Raw genomic sequence first — 16,645 nt, 5'->3', positions numbered from 1 at the left:
GGCGCTTTTCGTTGTGCGGGCGTGCGCCCACCCTTGGGCTATAGGTCGGCCGCATTGCGGCGTGGTTTCGCGGGCGACTCCGCAAACGGAGATGACCCACGCATCCGGGCAGCGGTCCTCGCTCGAAACGTCGCGTCTCAGGATGCAGGCTCCGACAGCATTCGCACGACCAGCGCAACCATGAGTTCTTTCTCTTTCGGGTCGCTCATGGCAACCAGAAGCGTGATGGCCGCCAGGGCGTTGTTCGAGATGCGGGGCTGACCGCCAGCATCCGTCAGAAGGCTGTTGCGACTGAGGAAGGTGACGAACAGTGCGGCAGCGCTGCGCTTATTGCCGTCAGAGAGCGGATGATCCTTCACCATCAGATACAACAGGTTTGCCGCCTTCAACTGCACGGTCGGGTACAACTCCTGGCCGGCGAACCCCTGGTAGATCGAGGCGACCACACCCTCCAACCCTTCGCCGCGCTCCCTGCCGAACAGAGCGTCAGCCTCGAACTGCGCCGCCACATGAGCGATGATCGCCCGGGCTTCGTCAATGGTGAGCGTCCAATCCGGCACGGATCCGGGGGCGCTCTCAAGCTCGCCCGCGTCGTAGTCGCGTAGCAGTTGGAGAGCCGGGAGGTACGCCGACAAGACCTCCACAACCCCGGCACTGTCCCGCTCACCGTAAGGGCTAGCGCCTGAATCGTCGGACTTCATTCTGCTGTTCCTTCCAGATCGGCCCCGATGGCGTCGATCGAGGTGCAAACCTGAACCGTCGTTGCACCTATGCGGTCGATCTCCACGTTCAGCTTTGTGTTGCCGACCAACGGGGCGAACGGTCAGGCGCGCATCCACAGGATATCGGCGATGTGCGACACGAGACGGTAAAATCTGCGCGCTCATCGGGCTCCGCGCTTACGACGAGTGCGGCAACCCAGCCTCTAACCGGGGACTCGGTGCATTCGGGCAGGAGCTATGCGCTTCATGCGCATGAGTGTTGGAAGTAGCCGGCAGTGAAGGTGGCAGGCCGGGTGGGGCCGCGCGTGGTTGCCCGGAGGGCGAACGCGCGGCCCCGCACGGCCAGCCACCTATACTCCGCAGCATCAAACCAGCCACGCGCAAGCCCTGCTTTGAATTTGAACGTAGCTTGAGCGCGAAGCGCAGAGGCCACCAAACGGAGTGTGGCCGGGCGTTAGATCGATTTGAGTTCCACGATCATGGGCCCGATAACCGATTCAAAATCAGACCCAGCTACTTTCGCTCGAATCAACGATGGCTTGACTCTCGCTCGTTCAGCAATAAGTATCGCCTCCGGCTCGTAGTAGATCCAGTCACGAGATTCCACAAATGAGTGTGCTCCATAGATGTGCCTCTGAATAACTGCTCGCAAAGCCTCGCCATGTTCCGCCACAAATGCATTGACAGTGGTCTCGAGCGATTCCATCTCCTCCTCGGCGTATGAACTAAGGATGAGTTCAAGGAGCCCCTCTGGTCGAGAAGCACGCGTTTGCCCGTCGACGAGCGTCTCAGAGATTCGGACGAGTCCGTCGTAGAGCCGGGCAACAGCGTATTCGGGTAGACCTATCTGCCTGGCGATCACCGCTTCCACCTCCTCATCGAACAGTTCCGCGAGAACTATGAGGCGATTCAGCTTACGCTGGAGGTCCGACGGCAGCTCAACGATTCCCTTGTATTGGAGTCGATGGTCTACTACATACCAAGCGTCGCTTACTGCCGTTCTCACCTGGACTTCGATTTTGAGGGGCTCGCCTCTCGAGTCTCGAATCTCTGATGATTCGAGATCAAATTGGTTCGATTTATACTTCAGCTCCGTCGGCTCGCCTTGCTTATCGTCTAGAACTGGGTTCCACGCGGCTTGGTCTAGTAGCCACTCCGAGAATTCAGTCACTCCGCGCGAGGTGGGAAAGACAGCCTTTAGAGCAACTAAGTCTCCAAACTCCGACCAAGACCGAACCTTCGATGCAACGCGATAGGCCTTGCCCAGCATGCTTCGATAGCTCTTGACCCGACCCGAAACGGTTGCGGCGGGGTCGACAGTGTGGGCGAAGGCGAGTAATTGCCTACTCCATTCGTCAAGCGCATTGTCTAGGGCGTCGCGCTCTTCAAAATACCTCTCTGTCAGCGACTCAATGCTCAATTCGCTTAGCCTTTCGGCGCACTACCGAGGCCGTACCTTTTTAGGGAGCCCCTGATTCGGATTGTCGTACTCTGGCCCTCTTCAGAAAGAATCTCAAGGTCGCCTCGCTCGAGAGCAACAGCGCTCGCTGAAACTACGACCCCTGGCGCATACATTCGAAGCCCTGCCCCTTGCCCTGGAACTAGCGCCAGGTCCTTGTTAACGACCGAAGTTGCAACGTCGTCCGGGAGCGATCGAACAAAATCATCGCGAACTTCAGCCTCGAGAAACTGGTCAGCAAACTCAGTCGCCTGAAATGATGTTGCGGGCGAACCCATATATGCGATTAAGGCAGTTGCATAGCGTGCTTGGTCGCTCTCGCTAGGAACCGATTTATTCACCCAGTTCATCGCCGACTGCATGAACTGTCTTGTCTGAACTTCCGAATTGTCGGCCAGGCGGCAGCCGAGAAATGCCGACATGAAGAAGTCTGCAAAAGCTACTCCGTTTTGCTGGTCCACCATGTCACCAGCTACTCCACCGGTCGCCTCAGACAGAAGCGCAATCTTATAGATCCGCGAGTTGTTGCCAACAATCAGCTCATTGAGATGCTGCAGATCAAATCGCCCAGTGGCTTCGTCCCCGACACGTCGAAGTCTCATCCCCTCCGCATGCTCCGCCTTGAGGATGATCACCGACGACGAACCCGCGTCGGTGACTGTCGCCACTATAAGGACACCCGAGGGGCTGTTGCCGGTTTGTGCACGATGCAGATTCAGCGCGATTCCTTGGGACGCATCGACAAATCGGTCGGGATCGGAAAGGATTTCACGAATGAAAGTCGGTGTCGTCGATCCTGCGTCAGGATCTTCTACGATCTGGCGTGGGCTCTTCAGCCCGAAGTCCAGCATGTTCTCTTCGATGAATCGTCTAGTCTCTGGGGCTAGCGTGGTTTCTGCTGAGGATAGAGCCACTGTGTGCTCACCATCTGCCGAGTACTTGCCTTTTGGTATCTCATGGACAATCGCGCGTGAGATCTGAACCAAAACCAACTCCTAATCGAATGATTGCTATGTTCGGAAGCTAGCACACGGCTTGAATCGCGAGGTCACATTCGGAGGGGTGAAAACGCGGCAAATCACCGGGTTCTCGGGCTTTCTTCGTTGTAGCTGGAGCGAGATTCGAACTCGCGACCTCACGATTATGAGTCGTGCGCTCTCACCAACTGAGCTACCCAGCCACGGCATCCCGTGAAGGATGACCGAGCCCCCTGTGGGAATCGGACCCACTACCTCTTCCTTACCAAGGAAGTGCTCTACCAATGAGCTAAGGGGGCACGCTTACGCGCGCAAAAATGTGACCCAGAATGGGCAACCGGTCTAGATTATCATCCGTTCGAGCCCACCGCAGACACCACGTCACGGGAAGCCGCGCAACCCGCCACAAACTCAGTCATCAGCGCCGCAAGTTGGGCCGCGTCGGCACGCGGATCCTCCGGATGCCACTGCACCCCCAACGTCCACGAGTCGGGCGCCTCGATCGCCTCAATCGTGCCGTCGGGCGCCTGCGCGCTCACCCTCAACCACCCACCAAGAGTGTCGACCGCCTGATGGTGCCCCGACCGAATAGTCAACGCATCCGCCGAAAAGATGCCGCCCAAACGCGTTCCCGGCAGAACCCGCACCTCATGCTCCGGCATCGCCTGCCCATCCGCATCATCACGGTGGATGGTGCCGGGGCCCAAATCCTGCACAAGGGTTCCGCCGCGCGCCACATTGAGCAGCTGCATGCCGCGGCAGATGCCCAGAACTGGCGTGCCCGACTCCATCGCCGCCGCAATCAGCGCCAACTCGAACGCATCCGCCCTCGCGTCAACGCCGTACAGCCCATCCACCGGCTTCTGCCCGTACAGCGCGGGATCGACGTCCGCCCCGCCCAGCACGAGAACGCCATCGACGGATGCCGCCAGCAGTTTCGGGTCATCGACCGAACGGGCCGGGTCGACAAAAGTGACATCCGCCCCCGCCGCATCGAGAGCGTCAGCCGCGGTGCGGGCAAGAGTGTGGAGGAGTTCGCGCAGCCACAACGGCGCGGCCTCCGCATCCATCGAATAGGACGCCAGAATCTGCGGGCGCTGCGACATGGTCCTCCAGACAGTGCGGGATGTGAGAGAACTCTAAGGCAGGTCAACCTGTCACCAGTTCGTGCCTCATCCTCATCGGATCAAGCTTCACCGATCGAGCCGAGGATATCCGTGCCTGACTCTAAGTGGTAGCCGCGCATCGACGGGACAAGAGAGGTACCTTTCGGCACGTCGAAGGTATAGGAATAAGATTTCGGCGCTCCAGCACTTTCGATAGCCGTCATCTCACTTAGTAGACTTCTTTGTCTAGGTTTTACATCACCTTAGCGATTATTGAACGATACTCGCAGGGAATCTCGTAAGTACCGCAGCGACCAGCAGTAGTGGCATGTGAACCGCAACGGGTGACAGAATCCGAGAATGACTGTCGGTTTCGAGCTTCGTACGCTTCTTCCCTTGCCAATCGCGAGAGCCTTCGACCTTGCGCGTGACATTGACGCACATCTTGGCTCGATGAAGTCATCATCCGAACGGGCGGTTGGCGGCGTCACACATGGCCTCATTTCGATGGGAGAGACGGTGACGTGGCGCGCAGTCCACTTCGGAGTGCCTTTTTATCTAGAAAGCCGTATTAGCTCGATGACGCCGCCAACCTCATTCACGGACGAGCAGGTACGTGGACCGTTCAAACATTTTCGGCACGACCATTGGTTCACTGAGGCGCAGGATCACACTCTGATGCTGGACGAAATTGAATTTTCGGCGCCATTCGGGCCACTAGGCGTCTTGGCCGAGAAACTCATCCTGGCCAAATACATGCGCTACATCATTGCCAAGCGAAATGCGTTCCTAGTTGCGGCAGCGCGAAGCCAGCTCTGAGAAATAAATGGTTCCTCGGCGGTGAGGTTTCGAGACGCTCGTTCCTCGCTCCTCAACCGGCAAGTTACGGGCGGGGTCAGAGCGGCGGGAGCCCCAGGCCCGGCAAGGCCCACGCCGCAAAGGTCGGGCCGTCGCCACTGATCAGGGCACCGTCGACGGCCGCGTCGCCGAACAGCGGCACCGCATCCGCCATACCCTCCATCTGCACAGAGAACGCCGCACGCGCGGCCACCACCAACACCGACTCCTCCGCGGCCTCACGCACAAACGCGAGCACGTCATCGCCGACATGCAGCCAACGGAAACCGCCATCGTTCAGCGCCGGATGCTCGCGGCGGAGACGGATGAGAGCCGAATAGAGGGCGACGGTTTCGGCGGGGGTCGTGGTCTCGAGACTGTCGCCGTAGACGGCGACACCTCGACCAGCGGAAAGGGGTGAGGCGGCGACACCTCGACCAGCGGAAGGGGGTGAGGCGGCGACACCTCGACCAGCGGAAAGGGGCGGGGCGGCGACACCTCGACCAGCGGAAGCGAGCTCGCCCCACGGCAGCGGCGTGCGCGAGTGCTCGCCGTCAACCCCGATGAGGCCGAACTCGTCGCCGGCGAAGATGACGGGGATTCCGGGCATCGTCACGCTCAGCCCCAGCGCGAACGGCACCGTGCCAGGCAGCGCCGAGGTGAGGAACCGCGGGGTGTCGTGCGTGTCGAGCGCGTTCATGTTCGCCAGCCGCACCTGCCACGGGAACCCGGCCGCAAAACGCGTATGCGCCTCCACAAACTGGTGACCCGTGAGAGCCGGGATGCGGTGACGCGCGAACCCGATACCGCCACCAGCAGTGCTCCCCGGCACCGACAACCACCCCCACAGCGGGCGGGTGAAGTTCGCGTACGTCATCGCCCCATGCCAGGCATCCCCACGAAAGTCACTCGACGCGTCGTTGGTCGACTCCCCCAACAGGATCGTGTCCGGGTTGACCTCCACCATGGTGCGACGAATTGTCTGCCGCACCTGCGCGTTCAGATCCTCCGCCAGCAGCCGTCCCGTCATGTTCGCCACATCGATGCGCCACCCGTCGAGCGAGAACGGCGGCTTCAGCCAACGCGCCACAACCGAATCGGGCCCCTCAATGAACCGTCGCCGCAACTCGGCCGAGTTCCAGTTGAACTTGGGCAGACTGGGCACCCCCAACCACGACTCGTAGTCGTGTGCCGGTTCCCCATCGAGCCGTTCGGCCACAGCGCCCTCCGGAGTTTCCGCCTCATCCGAGGGCGCATGCCAGTAATAGAAGTCACGCTCCGGGGCATCCGGATGCTCACGCGCCGCCACAAACCATTCGTGGCCGTCGCCGGAATGGTTGCTGGTGAGGTCACCGATGACCCGCATCCCCCGCCCGTGCGCCGCCTCAACCAGCCGAACCAGTGCGTCATCGCCGCCGAGCAGCGGGTCAACCTCATCGAAAGACGTCGAGTCGTAGCGGTGGTTGGAGCGGGCCGGAAAAAACGGTGTCAGGTAGATCAGCGTCACCCCGAGGTCGGCCAAGTGGTCGAGGTGCTCAGTGACCCCGTCCAAGTCGCCGCCGTAAAACTGTTGGGACCTTCCGGGCGGCTCGGTGTCAACCGGGTCACCCCAGGATGCGGCGATCGCCCAATCTGGCGTGGGGCGCGCATCCGCACCCTCCGACCGTGCGAAACGGTCCGGGAACACCTGATACATGACACTCGACCGGGCCCACGCGGGGGCGCCGAACCCCGGCTGCGACACCCCCACCAGGGTGAAATCTTCGGCGTCGAGCGTCTCAATCTCGTGCAGGCCGGTCGCATTCAGCCACCGCTGCGAACCATCCGCCAACTCGAACAGAAACCGGTAGCCGTGCGCCGGGTTCTCGACGACGACGGATGCCTGCCACCAGTCCCAGACATCGTCAGAGTGTACAACGGATGCCTCACTGAAGCGAGGCTCACGGTTCGGATTCGACCGGGTGGAGACGGCGACCGCACCGAAGTCGTGCGGCACCCGCACGCGCACCTCGACCGTGTCGCCGAGGGCCGGCGTGGGCGTCGACACGTACAGGGGCGAACCGTCGTGGTGTGGGCTTCGTCTCATGACATCAACTCTCCCTCATGCGCGCGACACCGGCTACCCGGTCACCCGCCGGGCTCGCAGAATCACCCCTCAGGAAGACTGGGCTCCGCCTCACCACCAGTTGAGCGGTTCACGAGCGAGGCAGCCGCCCATGCCGCCCCGAGGAGCGCCACACCCGTGACCGCGAGCACCCCGCCCGAGCCGGTCGCCACCGCGAAGGTGCCGAACACGGCCGGCAGCGCTGTCTGGCCGACACGGTTGCTCGCCACCCTCAACGACATCGCAAGGCCGCGAGAACCGGGCGGTGCGAGCTCCGAAATCCATGCCATTGTGATCGGCTGGCAGGTGCCGACGGCGAAACCGTAGACAGCGGAGAGCACCAGGAACAGCACGACCGGCAGCGGCAGGATCATGCAGCCGAGCATCACCGCGGAGATGAGCACGGTGCTCACGAGGAGCGCCCGCCTGCCGACGAGGGCTATGAGTTGGCTCAGGAACAGCCTCGAGAACATCGACATGAGCGAACGCACCACGAGCATGAGGCTCACGATCTCCGCAGTGAATCCGCGCTCATGCCCCAGCGCGGGCACATAGGCGAGGAACAGGTCGACGGAGGCGAGCACGATTGCACTGGCGATCATCGCCTGCGGGATTCCGGGCATCCTGAGCAGACCCACCGCAGTGCTGCGCATTCCGACCCTCACCCCAGGAGCATGCCGCCTCGTGCTCCCCATCAGCGATGAGAGCACGAGCAGCACGACGGCGATGCCCGTACAGACGATGAAGATGAGCTGTACGGGCGGCGTCTCTCGCGTTCCACCCGGCAGTGTCAGCAGGAGAGGGCCGACAACCTGCCCGATGGATGCCGCGAAGGCGTACAGCCCGAAGCGAGAGTCGAGGCCGCGGTCTCCGGGGGCGTTCGCCATCATCGCCTGATCGCCGACGACAGACATCAGGTGGCCGCATCCGAGGATGATCGTGGCGATCACCAGCATCACGAAGGAGTCGCCCGCGAGGGCCGCGATGATGCAGGCGACGACGATCGCGGCAGAGCCGAGCACGAGCGCCGGCCGCTCCCCGATACGGTCGACGGCGTGGCCTGCCGGGAGTGCCATCAGCAGAGCGGGGATGGCGAAGGCTGCGGCGATGATTCCGAGGAGCGCCGCCGACCCTCCCCCGTCGAGCACAGCATAGGAGAGGTTGGGGCGCACCGCGAAGGTGAGCACCTGCACGATCGCAGCATGCACGAGCACCATGGTGATGCGCCTGCGCCCGGCCGACATGCGCGTCACCGCGGGCACGCCACGGATGGGGTGCGCAGGGTCTCGGCTGCGGAGGAGAACGTCATGCCCTCGGGAACACCCGCCCGTCGAAGAGCTTGCGTGCAGTACGCACGACGCCCGTGCGACTCACCCGAAGCCTCTCGCCGGGGTCAAGGTCAATTTCGACATCGAGATGGCCGGTCGGATGCTCGACCCGGTAGCGTGCGCCGGACTGCTCAGGCGCGACGAGGCTGTTGGCTGGCGTGCCCTCGATCGCGCACGCGACCGCCACGCTCGCCGCACCCAGTACACCGATGGAGGTGTGGCAGCGGTGCGGAATGAAGGTGCGCGTCGCGATGGAGCCGCCGTTCACCGGCGCCGACAGCATTGACATCTTGGGAACGCTCGTGTCAGTGACGTCACCGAGGCCCATGAGTTCGCCCGCAAGAAGGCGGATGCGTTCGAGCTTCTCGCGCAGGGGCGCGTTCTCCTCCAGCTCGACGGGGGTCTCCCTGCCCGTTATGCCCAGGTCGGAGGCACGCATGACGACGACCGGCATGCCGTTGTCGACGCAGCTGACCTCAACCCCGTCGACCATGTCGACTGTGTTGCCGGTGGGCAGCAGCACCGAGCCGGTGTCCTCCGCACTCTCGAAGTCGAGGATGACCGGGGCGGCCCCTCCCGGCACGCCGGCGATCTCGACGTCGCCCGCATACTCGACCCGGCCATCCGGGGTCTGCACCGTCGCGACGGCGCGCCCGTCGGTGTTGACCATGGCGATCGACACCCGTGTGGTCTCGCCCTGCAGCGGAACGAGCCCTCGTTCAATCGCGAAGGGGCCGATTCCCGCCAGGATGTTGCCGCAGTTCTGCTGGTCGGAGACGATCGCCTCATCGACATAGACCTGCAGGAAGAGATAGTCGACGTCGACGCCCGGGATGCTCGACCGTGAGACGACCCCGACCTTGCTGGTGAGCGGGTGGGCGCCGCCGATTCCGTCGATCTGGCGCGCATCGGGCGAGCCCATGATGCGCAGCAGGAGGTCGTCGCGCTCGGCGCGATCGCCCGGCAGATCCTCCGCCAGAAAGTAGGCGCCTTTGGAGGTGCCGCCGCGCATGAGCATGCAGGGGATGCCGTCGATCTCCGTGTTCATGCTCCGTCTCCTTCGACGCGCCGGGCCGTGGATTGCAGCGTCTCGATGACGCTGCGCATGTGCCGGCGGACCGCCGCCTCCGCAGCATCAGGATCATGCGCGCAGATGGCCTCGATGATCTCGAGGTGCTCGGGGAGAGAAACGGCGGGGCGACCCGGATGCATCGCCAGGCGATACTGGTGACGTACAATCTGCGCCCGCACCCGCTGGATGATCTGGTTCGCTGTCGTCTGTCGGCTGATCTCGCCGACCCGTGCGTGGAGAAGCTTGTTGCTTGTCGAGTAGGTGAGGAGGTCACCGCTTGCGACGGCATCCTTCATGGCTTTGCCGATCTCGTGCAGCTCTGCCTCCTCCTCCGGCGTGACCCGTTCGGCGGCCTTGTAGGCGCAGAGGCCCTCGAGCACCATTCGCACCTCGGAGATCTCGATCGCCTCGGCGAGGGAGACCGCCCTGACCCGTGCCCCGCGGTTCTGGAGCCTCTCCACGAGCCCCTCATTGGCCAGGTCGACGAGCGCACCGCGAACATTCGCCCGGCTCGCCGAGTACAACTCGCACAGATCGGCCTCGACAAGACGCTGGTTGGGCACGAACTCGCCGTCGAGTATGGCTTGACGAATGAGAGCTGCAATGGCAGCACTGGTGAGTTCGGAGGTGGTCATCGGAGCCCCAGTTTCCTTGTGGTCGCGAGGTCATCGCGCCGATTGCGGTTGGCTTGCCCATTCGGTGCCGGCACAGCGGGCGCCGACACCGAATGAGCATATGGCAGTCGTTCAGTCGATTATCCGGTGTAACCGAAGATCTCTCGCCACAGCGCGGCGTCCTCTTCGACGTGCGCCAGGGTCTCCTCGGCGTCGTAGCGGAAGAGGAATCCGCTGTCGACGGCCGGAAGCTCCTGGTCACCCGCACGCGGAGCCGGGATGTCCTCGCGGACGGGGTAGTCCCCGCCCTCACCCGAGGCCGTCTGGCCGGCTCTCGACATCGACCAGTTCACGAACAGCTGTGCCGCTGCCGTGTTCGCCGCGTTCTCGGTGACACCGAGGTAGTAGCTGAACGCCGCAGCGCCCTCCTCGGGAGTCACGATCGTGAGCGGAGCACCCTCCACCTTGGCACCGTAGGCCGTGGCGATGGGGAGCGAGCCGACACTGATCTCACCCCGGGCAAGAGCATCGGAAAGCGCACCCGCCGAGTCGAAGATACGCGGGTTCATTGCCGCGAAGTCGCGCAGGTAGTCCTCACCGAGCTCGTCCAGCTGGAAGCGGGTGAGGGCTGCTGTGCTTCCACCCGCTGCGACCTGGGTGATTCCCAACTTGCCGGCAAACTTGTCGTCAAGCATGTCCTCCCAGCTCTCGGGGGCGTCAGCCTCGTCGACGAGTTGGTTGTTGTAGACGACCGTGTAGACCCTGTCGAAGCTGCGGTAGTAGGCACCGCCATCGATCTTGGTGCCCTCAGGAAGCACATACTCCTCGGGGACGTCATAAGGAGTGAAGGCCCCGGAATCGGCGACCGCCAGCGTGAGGTCCTCGCCCGAGATTCGGATGACGTCGGCACCGAGCTGTCCGGCACCCTGCTCGCTCAGGATTCGTTCCGTGAGACGGTTCGGAGCGAGTCGCACGATCTCCACCTGGACGCCGGTGTCCTTGGTGAACCGCTCGGCAAGCACGGTCTCCGACTGCTCGCTGGCTCCCGTGTAGAAGACGAACGATCCCTCCTCCTGTGCCGCCGCGAACAGATCGGCGTCGGCGATGAGCTCTCCGTCGATTACGAGCCCTTCCCCTTCCTCGACCGCGGGACCTGCCGGAGCGTCGGCGGAGCATCCGGCAAGAAGAGCCGTGGCCATGATGAGGCCGAGCCCGGCTGCAGCGCATTTCTTGGTAATCATGCTGTACCTCTCTTTTTCTTGGTTTGCTTGGCGATCGACGGTGAGCCTGAGGCGCCTTCTTTGGCGCCGTATCGCTGAGCAAGTGCGGCGAGTGCGAAGATCACGACGCAGTACAGCAGGCTGATCGCCGCCGAACTCTGAAGGACCCCGTTCTCGAAGTTGTCGAAGATGACGATGGAGAGCAGACGCGTGTTGGTCGTGAAGAGGAACAGCGGCACGGTGAGCTCTCGCATCGCCAGCATGAGCAGCAGCAGGAAGGTCGACGTGATGCCGACCCTCATGAGCGGCAGAGTGATGCGCGTGACGGCTCGTGCCCTGGACGCACCGTGCATGACAGCGCTGTCTTCGAGATCCTTGTCGACCTGGAGGATCGACCCTGCGATGCCCCGGAACCCCTGCGGCATCTGCGCCGCCGTGAATGCGACGATCATGATGACGAGGGTGCCGTAGATGGGGATCGGCAGCAGCAACCAGGTCCACATGAGACCGAGGCCGAGCACGATCGCCGGCACGGCGAGGGGCAGCATGGAGATGTACTCCAGGCCTGAGCGACCGGGCAGCTTGGTGCGGTTCACGACGTACGCCACGATGAACGCGAGAAGGGTTCCCGCGATGGCGGTTCCGATGCCGACAACAACGCTGTTCACGGTGGCCTTCTGCACCGTGGCGCTGGACACCGCATCTGCGAATGCGTCGATCGTCCAGACACCCGGCTCGAATGCATTGGTGAACGTCGAGATGTAGGGAGAGTCGTGGAGTGCAACGACGAGCAGTGCAAGCAGTGGCAGCACCGCCGAGAGCACGAAGTAGACGAGCCCGACGATGAGCGCAGGAACACGGCCACGGCCCAGGTTGATACGGCGCGGCTTCACGCCCTTGCCGGAGACGGTGGTGAAGTTGCGCTTCGCCAGAATCCTGCGCTGCACCAGCGTCGCGATGAGCACCGTGATGACGAGCGCGATGGCGACTGCCGCCGCCTCGTTGCCCCGCGATGGGGTGCTGTTCATGAGACGCCAGATGAAGGTCGGGAGCGTGTCAAGCCCGCCCGCAGCACCGATGATCTGTGACACAGGGAAGTTCTCGATGGTGAGTGTGAAGATCAGGATGGCGGATCCGAGAATGGCGGGGGTCGCCAACGGGAACGTCACCCTGCGCAGCACCCTCGACACGGGTGCTCCGTGCACGGACGCGGCCTCCTCCAGATCCGGATTCATGAGGCTGAAGGAGCTGTGGATGAGGAGGAACGCGTAGGGGGCGTAGTAGATGCCCAGCACGAAGATGAGCCCGACGATGTTGTAGACGTCGACGAACCCCGGGATGCCGATGTCCCGCAGAATCACATTGAGCAGCCCCGCGTTGGGTGCGCCCAGGATCGCCCACGCGAGCGCACCCACGTATGACGGCAGGAACATCGGGATGAGTCCCACCAGATACAGGAAGCGCCTCATGTGCACATTCGTGCGTGCCGAGATGAATGCCAGGAACCCTCCGATGGCAAGGGCGAGGATCGAGGCACCGACTCCCACCACCAGCGAGTTGAGGGTGGCTGTGCGCGCGCCAGCATCGGCGAACACGGAGCCGAAGTTGCTCAGCGTCAGACCATCGAGGCTGATGTTGCCGGGCCTGGGTGTCGTCGACGTCACCGCCGAGAGCACCACGAGGGCGACCGGCAGCAGAATGAGCACGGCGAGCACGCCGTAGAGCACGATGGGCACCGGCAGTCTGCGCAGGGTACGGCGCGATCGCCCCGCCGCGGTGCTGGCGTCGCGCGGCTTCCCTCCGTGCGTCTTCTTGTGCTGGGCGGTGGCGACCGCCCTGGTGTCGGGCTGCATCGTCATGCCGCAATCACCTCCTGTGGGAGCACCTGCACGACATCCGGGGCGATCGAGAAGGTGACGGTGTCATTGACCCTGTAGTGGGATGCCGTGGCTTTCGGTGCGAGTACGGCGATCTGCGCTCCCCCTGCCGCAGAGATGAGGTAGTGCACGGTGGGCCCCTGGAAGCTGACCACGTTCACGGTTCCGGTGAACACGTTGACACCGGAGTCTGACGCCGGGCCGAGCACGATGTCCTCGGCCCGCACGCATGCCCGCAGTCCCGCATCCGTCGTGCTCGTACCGGGCACGGATGCCACGGCGACGCGACCGTCGAGACCATCGACCGCGATCGTGCTCGGGTCGACGACGCTACTCGGAAGGATGTTGCCCACGCCCAGGAAGTCAGCGATGGACGCGCTCACGGGCCGACTGTAGATGTCGTCGGGCGTGCCGATCTGCACGATGCGACCGCCCTGCATGAGCGCGATCTTGTCGGCGAGCGCGAGCGCCTCCTGCTGGTCGTGGGTGACATAGATGGAGGTGAGGCCGAGCCTCTGCTGCAGGTCGCGCAGTTCGATGCGCAGCCGATCGCGCAGTCTGGCGTCAAGGTTGGAGAGCGGCTCGTCGAGGAGAAGAACCGAGGGCTGCATGACGAGGCTGCGAGCCAACGCGACACGCTGCATCTGGCCGCCCGAGAGCAGGCTGGCCCCGCGTTCGGCCAGATGGGCGAGGCCGACCAGTTCGAGCGTATCCGTGACCCTCCGAGCGATCTCGGGCTTCTTCACACCCTCCATCACGAGGGGGAAGGCGACATTCTCGAACACGCTGAGGTGCGGCCAGATCGCGTACGACTGGAAGACCATGCCGATGTTGCGCTTGTGCGGGGGCTTGCTCACGCCGCGGGCGCTGTCGAACACCGCTTCGCCGCCGATGCGGATGGTTCCGGCCGACGGCTCCTCGAGCCCGGCGATGCAGCGCATCGTGCTCGTCTTGCCGCAGCCGGACTGGCCGAGCAGCACAAGCGCTTCGCCGTCGGCGACGGAGAGGTCGAGGTTGTCGATGGCAGTCGCTTCGCCGTACTTCAGGGTGAGTCCTTGAACGTCGATGTCCATGGTTATGCGTCCTTGTCTTCTTCACGGAATCCGTGCTGGTCGTAGGAGAGCGTGCCCTCGAGGTATCGCTGTCGTGCTGTTGCCTCGTTCTGCTCACGCTTGAGCGAGGCTGCCAGCACCGATTCCGCCTGCGATGCGGCGACGACGGTGGCACCATCAGCGTCGAGGATGACGATGTCTCCCGGGTTGATCGTGGCCCCGCCGACGGTGACCGGCACATCGACCTGTCCACGGATGGATTTGGTGGCACCGCGGGCCCGCACCCAACGGGCCGAGATGGGCAGCCCCATGGTGGCAAGGTCTGCGGCATCGCGCACCGCGGCGTCGACAAGGACTCCAGCGGCTCCCGCACGGCGGATCTGGGTGACGAGGAGGTCGCCGATGAGTGCCACGGGAGCCGCCTCCTCCATCGTGAGCACGAGGATCTCTCCCGGCTGCAGCAGCGCGACGGCCTCGTGGACGGCCCGGTTGTCGCCTGCTCCGCACAGCGCGATCCTGGCGGGGCCTGCAACGGAGACACCCGGAACGAGCTGCTTCCACTCATGGTCGATCAGCCCCGTCCGGCCCCCTGCCTCGTAGACGGTGGCGACGCCGAGCCTTGCCAGCTCTGCGATCGTCTCGGGCGCGGTCACAGCCCGCTCACAACGTTCGGGATGATGCGCTGGAACGCCTCGGCCTGGCGGATGCTCTTGTCACCGGTGACCTTGCGGGCGTGATTGCCGCGGTGCTCAGCGCGCTGCGCGTAGTACTCGCGCAGGTAGTTCTGCGCCGCCATGCACTCCATCGCCTTCACCTTGGAGTCCATGACGGGGGTGATGTCGACGAAGACGCTGGGGACGAAACCGCACAGCTCCGGCTGGTGCGGCTCGAATACGAGGAATTCGGATGGCGGCACCGTCTTGAACCCGGCCTCGACGACAGCGCCCGCCGTCATGAGGCGTGCCTGCTGGGTCACGTAGTGCGCGACCGGGTGGTCGGGATTGAAGGGGTCCTTGTCCGGGTGCGTGATGACGACGTGGGGGGCGTAGTCCCTCATGATGTCGGCGAGCCTGTCGATCTCCTCGCCGCCGGCCCGCAGCGGGTAGTCGCCAAGGTCGAGGCCGGTGAAGGAGGCCCCGACGGCTTCTGCGGCGGCTTCTGCTTCACCATGGCGGATGCGTTTGACGTTCTCGACGGTCTGGCCGGGCTCCTTCCAGAGCTCTCCGGATTCGCCGCGCTCGCCGTAGGAGAGGGCGATCACACGGGCCTCTCCTCCGGCGCTCGTGTGCCGGGCGATCACTCCGGCGGCTCGCCAGACGAAGTCAGCGCTGTGCGCACCTACCACGAGAAGTCGACGCTGGGTCATAGGGTGTTGCCTTTCTGTTGTGACCGTCGCCGCTGTGCGACGGCTCGAAGCAATGGGGTCAGTTCTGGACGGCATCGGAGGCTGCGGCCTGCTTCGCATCGTCGATGGAGGAGAGCCATTCGAGGGCGCCCGCAGACATCCATCCTTCGAGGCCGAGGTCTCGGACGTAGTCGAGAGCATCCTGGATCTCGTGCCTGCGACGGCCCGAATGGGCGTGGCTTCCGGTGATGAGCCGTTCGACGAGCCCGGCACCGTCCGGGCCCAGTTCATCGGCCATCTGGCCTCGCACCCACTCTTCGCTGCCCGCTCGGCGTCCCGCTTCTGCCGTCTCGATCACGACGCCGGCGAGACCCTTCATGAAGACGGAGCGGAGAAGCTTTCGCCCTGCGGCGTCGCCGGCGACTCCGCCGATCGACTCGACGGGCACCCCGAAAGGCATGAGCATGTCACGGAGCGCATCGGCTCCCGTGCCACTCGCCATGAGGGGGGTGCGGGCGCCGGCACGGGGCACGGGTGCCAGCACGGCGACGTCAGCGAAGAGCACACCTGTGTCTGCTGCGGATGCTGCGATGGCAGCCTTGGAGGCCGGGGAGGCCGTGTTGAGGTCGGCGAATATGGCGCCGTTGCCCAGATGCGGGAGTGCCTGCATTGCGACGGCTTCTGAGGCGCGGGCCCCGACCAGGCTGATGGCGAGGTCCGCGCCGTCGAGGGCTGCGGCGATGTCATCGAACTGGGTGACACCTTCGTGTTCGAACCGGGCGAAGGGGTCGTAGCCCTTCACGCGGGCTCCCGCCGCTGCGAGGTCGGCGGCATAGAGGCGTCCTGCTTCTCCGAATCCGAGAACGGTGATGGTGCGCAAAGATGCCTCCAAAAGTGACAACGACCTTGTTGACCGAATCTTTTACAAGATT

Annotated in this window: 15 protein-coding genes and 2 tRNA genes; 1 reads left to right on the top strand and 16 read right to left on the bottom strand. The window is 63.8% G+C overall.

Annotated features, from left to right (window positions below; genetic code table 11):
- Positions 1–137 precede the first annotated feature (137 nt).
- From FB562_RS12135 to FB562_RS12110, 6 genes are all read right to left on the bottom strand, one after another.
- On the bottom strand, positions 138–701 hold the full coding sequence (locus FB562_RS12135; protein ID WP_246081482.1) for a type II toxin-antitoxin system death-on-curing family toxin: 564 nt from the start codon (positions 699–701) through the stop codon (positions 138–140).
- A gap of 475 nt (positions 702–1,176) precedes the next feature.
- Positions 1,177–2,142, bottom strand: a complete 966-nt coding sequence (locus tag FB562_RS12130; protein ID WP_141881566.1) for a RelA/SpoT domain-containing protein — start codon at positions 2,140–2,142, stop codon at positions 1,177–1,179.
- Between the two features lie 5 nt (positions 2,143–2,147).
- Positions 2,148–3,167, bottom strand: coding sequence for a nucleoid-associated protein (locus tag FB562_RS12125; RefSeq protein WP_141881565.1), 1,020 nt, complete (start codon positions 3,165–3,167; stop codon positions 2,148–2,150).
- A 120-nt stretch (positions 3,168–3,287) separates the two neighbouring features.
- A tRNA-Met gene (locus FB562_RS12120) sits at positions 3,288–3,361 on the bottom strand.
- 24 nt (positions 3,362–3,385) lie between these two features.
- Positions 3,386–3,457, bottom strand: a tRNA-Thr gene (locus FB562_RS12115).
- Between the two features lie 51 nt (positions 3,458–3,508).
- Entirely contained in the window at positions 3,509–4,264 is a 756-nt protein-coding gene (locus tag FB562_RS12110; protein WP_141881564.1) for a gamma-glutamyl-gamma-aminobutyrate hydrolase family protein, read from the bottom strand.
- Positions 4,265–4,624: 360 nt separating this feature from the next.
- Between FB562_RS12110 and FB562_RS12105 the strand changes: the two genes are divergently transcribed.
- Positions 4,625–5,083 carry an SRPBCC family protein gene (locus FB562_RS12105; protein WP_141881563.1) on the top strand — a complete coding sequence of 153 codons (459 nt, stop codon included), beginning with the start codon at positions 4,625–4,627 and terminating at the stop codon, positions 5,081–5,083.
- A gap of 76 nt (positions 5,084–5,159) precedes the next feature.
- Here FB562_RS12105 and FB562_RS12100 read toward each other — a convergent pair whose 3' ends face one another.
- The 10 genes from FB562_RS12100 to FB562_RS12055 form a co-directional block, all read right to left on the bottom strand.
- Positions 5,160–7,187: a glycoside hydrolase family 13 protein gene (locus FB562_RS12100; protein ID WP_246081481.1), complete on the bottom strand. Its 2,028-nt coding sequence runs from the start codon at positions 7,185–7,187 to the stop codon at positions 5,160–5,162.
- A 62-nt stretch (positions 7,188–7,249) separates the two neighbouring features.
- Complete coding sequence (locus FB562_RS12095) at positions 7,250–8,449, bottom strand: MFS transporter (RefSeq protein ID WP_246081487.1); 1,200 nt, start codon at positions 8,447–8,449, stop codon at positions 7,250–7,252.
- Between the two features lie 61 nt (positions 8,450–8,510).
- Complete coding sequence (locus FB562_RS12090) at positions 8,511–9,581, bottom strand: 4-oxalomesaconate tautomerase (RefSeq protein ID WP_141881561.1); 1,071 nt, start codon at positions 9,579–9,581, stop codon at positions 8,511–8,513.
- Entirely contained in the window at positions 9,578–10,240 is a 663-nt protein-coding gene (locus FB562_RS12085) for a GntR family transcriptional regulator (protein ID WP_141881560.1), read from the bottom strand. The genes FB562_RS12090 and FB562_RS12085 overlap by 4 nt, the downstream gene beginning before the upstream one ends.
- Before the next feature lie 119 nt (positions 10,241–10,359).
- Positions 10,360–11,460, bottom strand: coding sequence for an ABC transporter substrate-binding protein (locus tag FB562_RS12080; RefSeq protein ID WP_141881559.1), 1,101 nt, complete (start codon positions 11,458–11,460; stop codon positions 10,360–10,362).
- Positions 11,457–13,298, bottom strand: coding sequence for an ABC transporter permease (locus FB562_RS12075; RefSeq protein ID WP_141881558.1), 1,842 nt, complete (start codon positions 13,296–13,298; stop codon positions 11,457–11,459). Before FB562_RS12075 ends, FB562_RS12080 begins: the two co-directional genes overlap by 4 nt.
- Entirely contained in the window at positions 13,295–14,389 is a 1,095-nt protein-coding gene (locus FB562_RS12070; RefSeq protein ID WP_141881557.1) for an ABC transporter ATP-binding protein, read from the bottom strand. Before FB562_RS12070 ends, FB562_RS12075 begins: the two co-directional genes overlap by 4 nt.
- Before the next feature lie 2 nt (positions 14,390–14,391).
- Positions 14,392–15,021, bottom strand: a complete 630-nt coding sequence (locus FB562_RS12065) for an RraA family protein (protein WP_141881556.1) — start codon at positions 15,019–15,021, stop codon at positions 14,392–14,394.
- On the bottom strand, positions 15,018–15,734 hold the full coding sequence (locus tag FB562_RS12060; RefSeq protein WP_141881555.1) for a PIG-L deacetylase family protein: 717 nt from the start codon (positions 15,732–15,734) through the stop codon (positions 15,018–15,020). Before FB562_RS12060 ends, FB562_RS12065 begins: the two co-directional genes overlap by 4 nt.
- A gap of 58 nt (positions 15,735–15,792) precedes the next feature.
- A complete protein-coding gene (locus FB562_RS12055; protein ID WP_342777299.1) occupies positions 15,793–16,605 on the bottom strand; it encodes an NAD(P)-binding domain-containing protein in 813 nt (270 codons plus the stop codon).
- Between the last annotated feature and the right edge of the window lie 40 nt (positions 16,606–16,645).

The sequence above is a fragment of the Homoserinimonas aerilata genome (genome assembly GCF_006716125.1).
Lineage (GTDB): Bacteria > Actinomycetota > Actinomycetes > Actinomycetales > Microbacteriaceae > Homoserinimonas > Homoserinimonas aerilata.
Note: the sequence above shows the minus strand (reverse complement) of the source record. Positions and strands in the feature narration are given on the sequence as shown.

What these genes read in the sequence shown, in the direction of transcription:
- FB562_RS12135 (WP_246081482.1), bottom strand. Translation starts at nt 701, where the DNA reads ATGAAGTCCGACGATTCAGGCGCTAGCCCTTACGGTGAGCGGGACAGT.
- FB562_RS12110 (WP_141881564.1), bottom strand. Translation starts at nt 4,264, where the DNA reads ATGTCGCAGCGCCCGCAGATTCTGGCGTCCTATTCGATGGATGCGGAG.
- FB562_RS12105 (WP_141881563.1), top strand. Translation starts at nt 4,625, where the DNA reads ATGACTGTCGGTTTCGAGCTTCGTACGCTTCTTCCCTTGCCAATCGCG.
- FB562_RS12100 (WP_246081481.1), bottom strand. Translation starts at nt 7,187, where the DNA reads ATGAGACGAAGCCCACACCACGACGGTTCGCCCCTGTACGTGTCGACG.
- FB562_RS12095 (WP_246081487.1), bottom strand. Translation starts at nt 8,449, where the DNA reads ATGTCGGCCGGGCGCAGGCGCATCACCATGGTGCTCGTGCATGCTGCG.
- FB562_RS12090 (WP_141881561.1), bottom strand. Translation starts at nt 9,581, where the DNA reads ATGAACACGGAGATCGACGGCATCCCCTGCATGCTCATGCGCGGCGGC.
- FB562_RS12085 (WP_141881560.1), bottom strand. Translation starts at nt 10,240, where the DNA reads ATGACCACCTCCGAACTCACCAGTGCTGCCATTGCAGCTCTCATTCGT.
- FB562_RS12080 (WP_141881559.1), bottom strand. Translation starts at nt 11,460, where the DNA reads ATGATTACCAAGAAATGCGCTGCAGCCGGGCTCGGCCTCATCATGGCC.
- FB562_RS12075 (WP_141881558.1), bottom strand. Translation starts at nt 13,298, where the DNA reads ATGACGATGCAGCCCGACACCAGGGCGGTCGCCACCGCCCAGCACAAG.
- FB562_RS12070 (WP_141881557.1), bottom strand. Translation starts at nt 14,389, where the DNA reads ATGGACATCGACGTTCAAGGACTCACCCTGAAGTACGGCGAAGCGACT.
- FB562_RS12060 (WP_141881555.1), bottom strand. Translation starts at nt 15,734, where the DNA reads ATGACCCAGCGTCGACTTCTCGTGGTAGGTGCGCACAGCGCTGACTTC.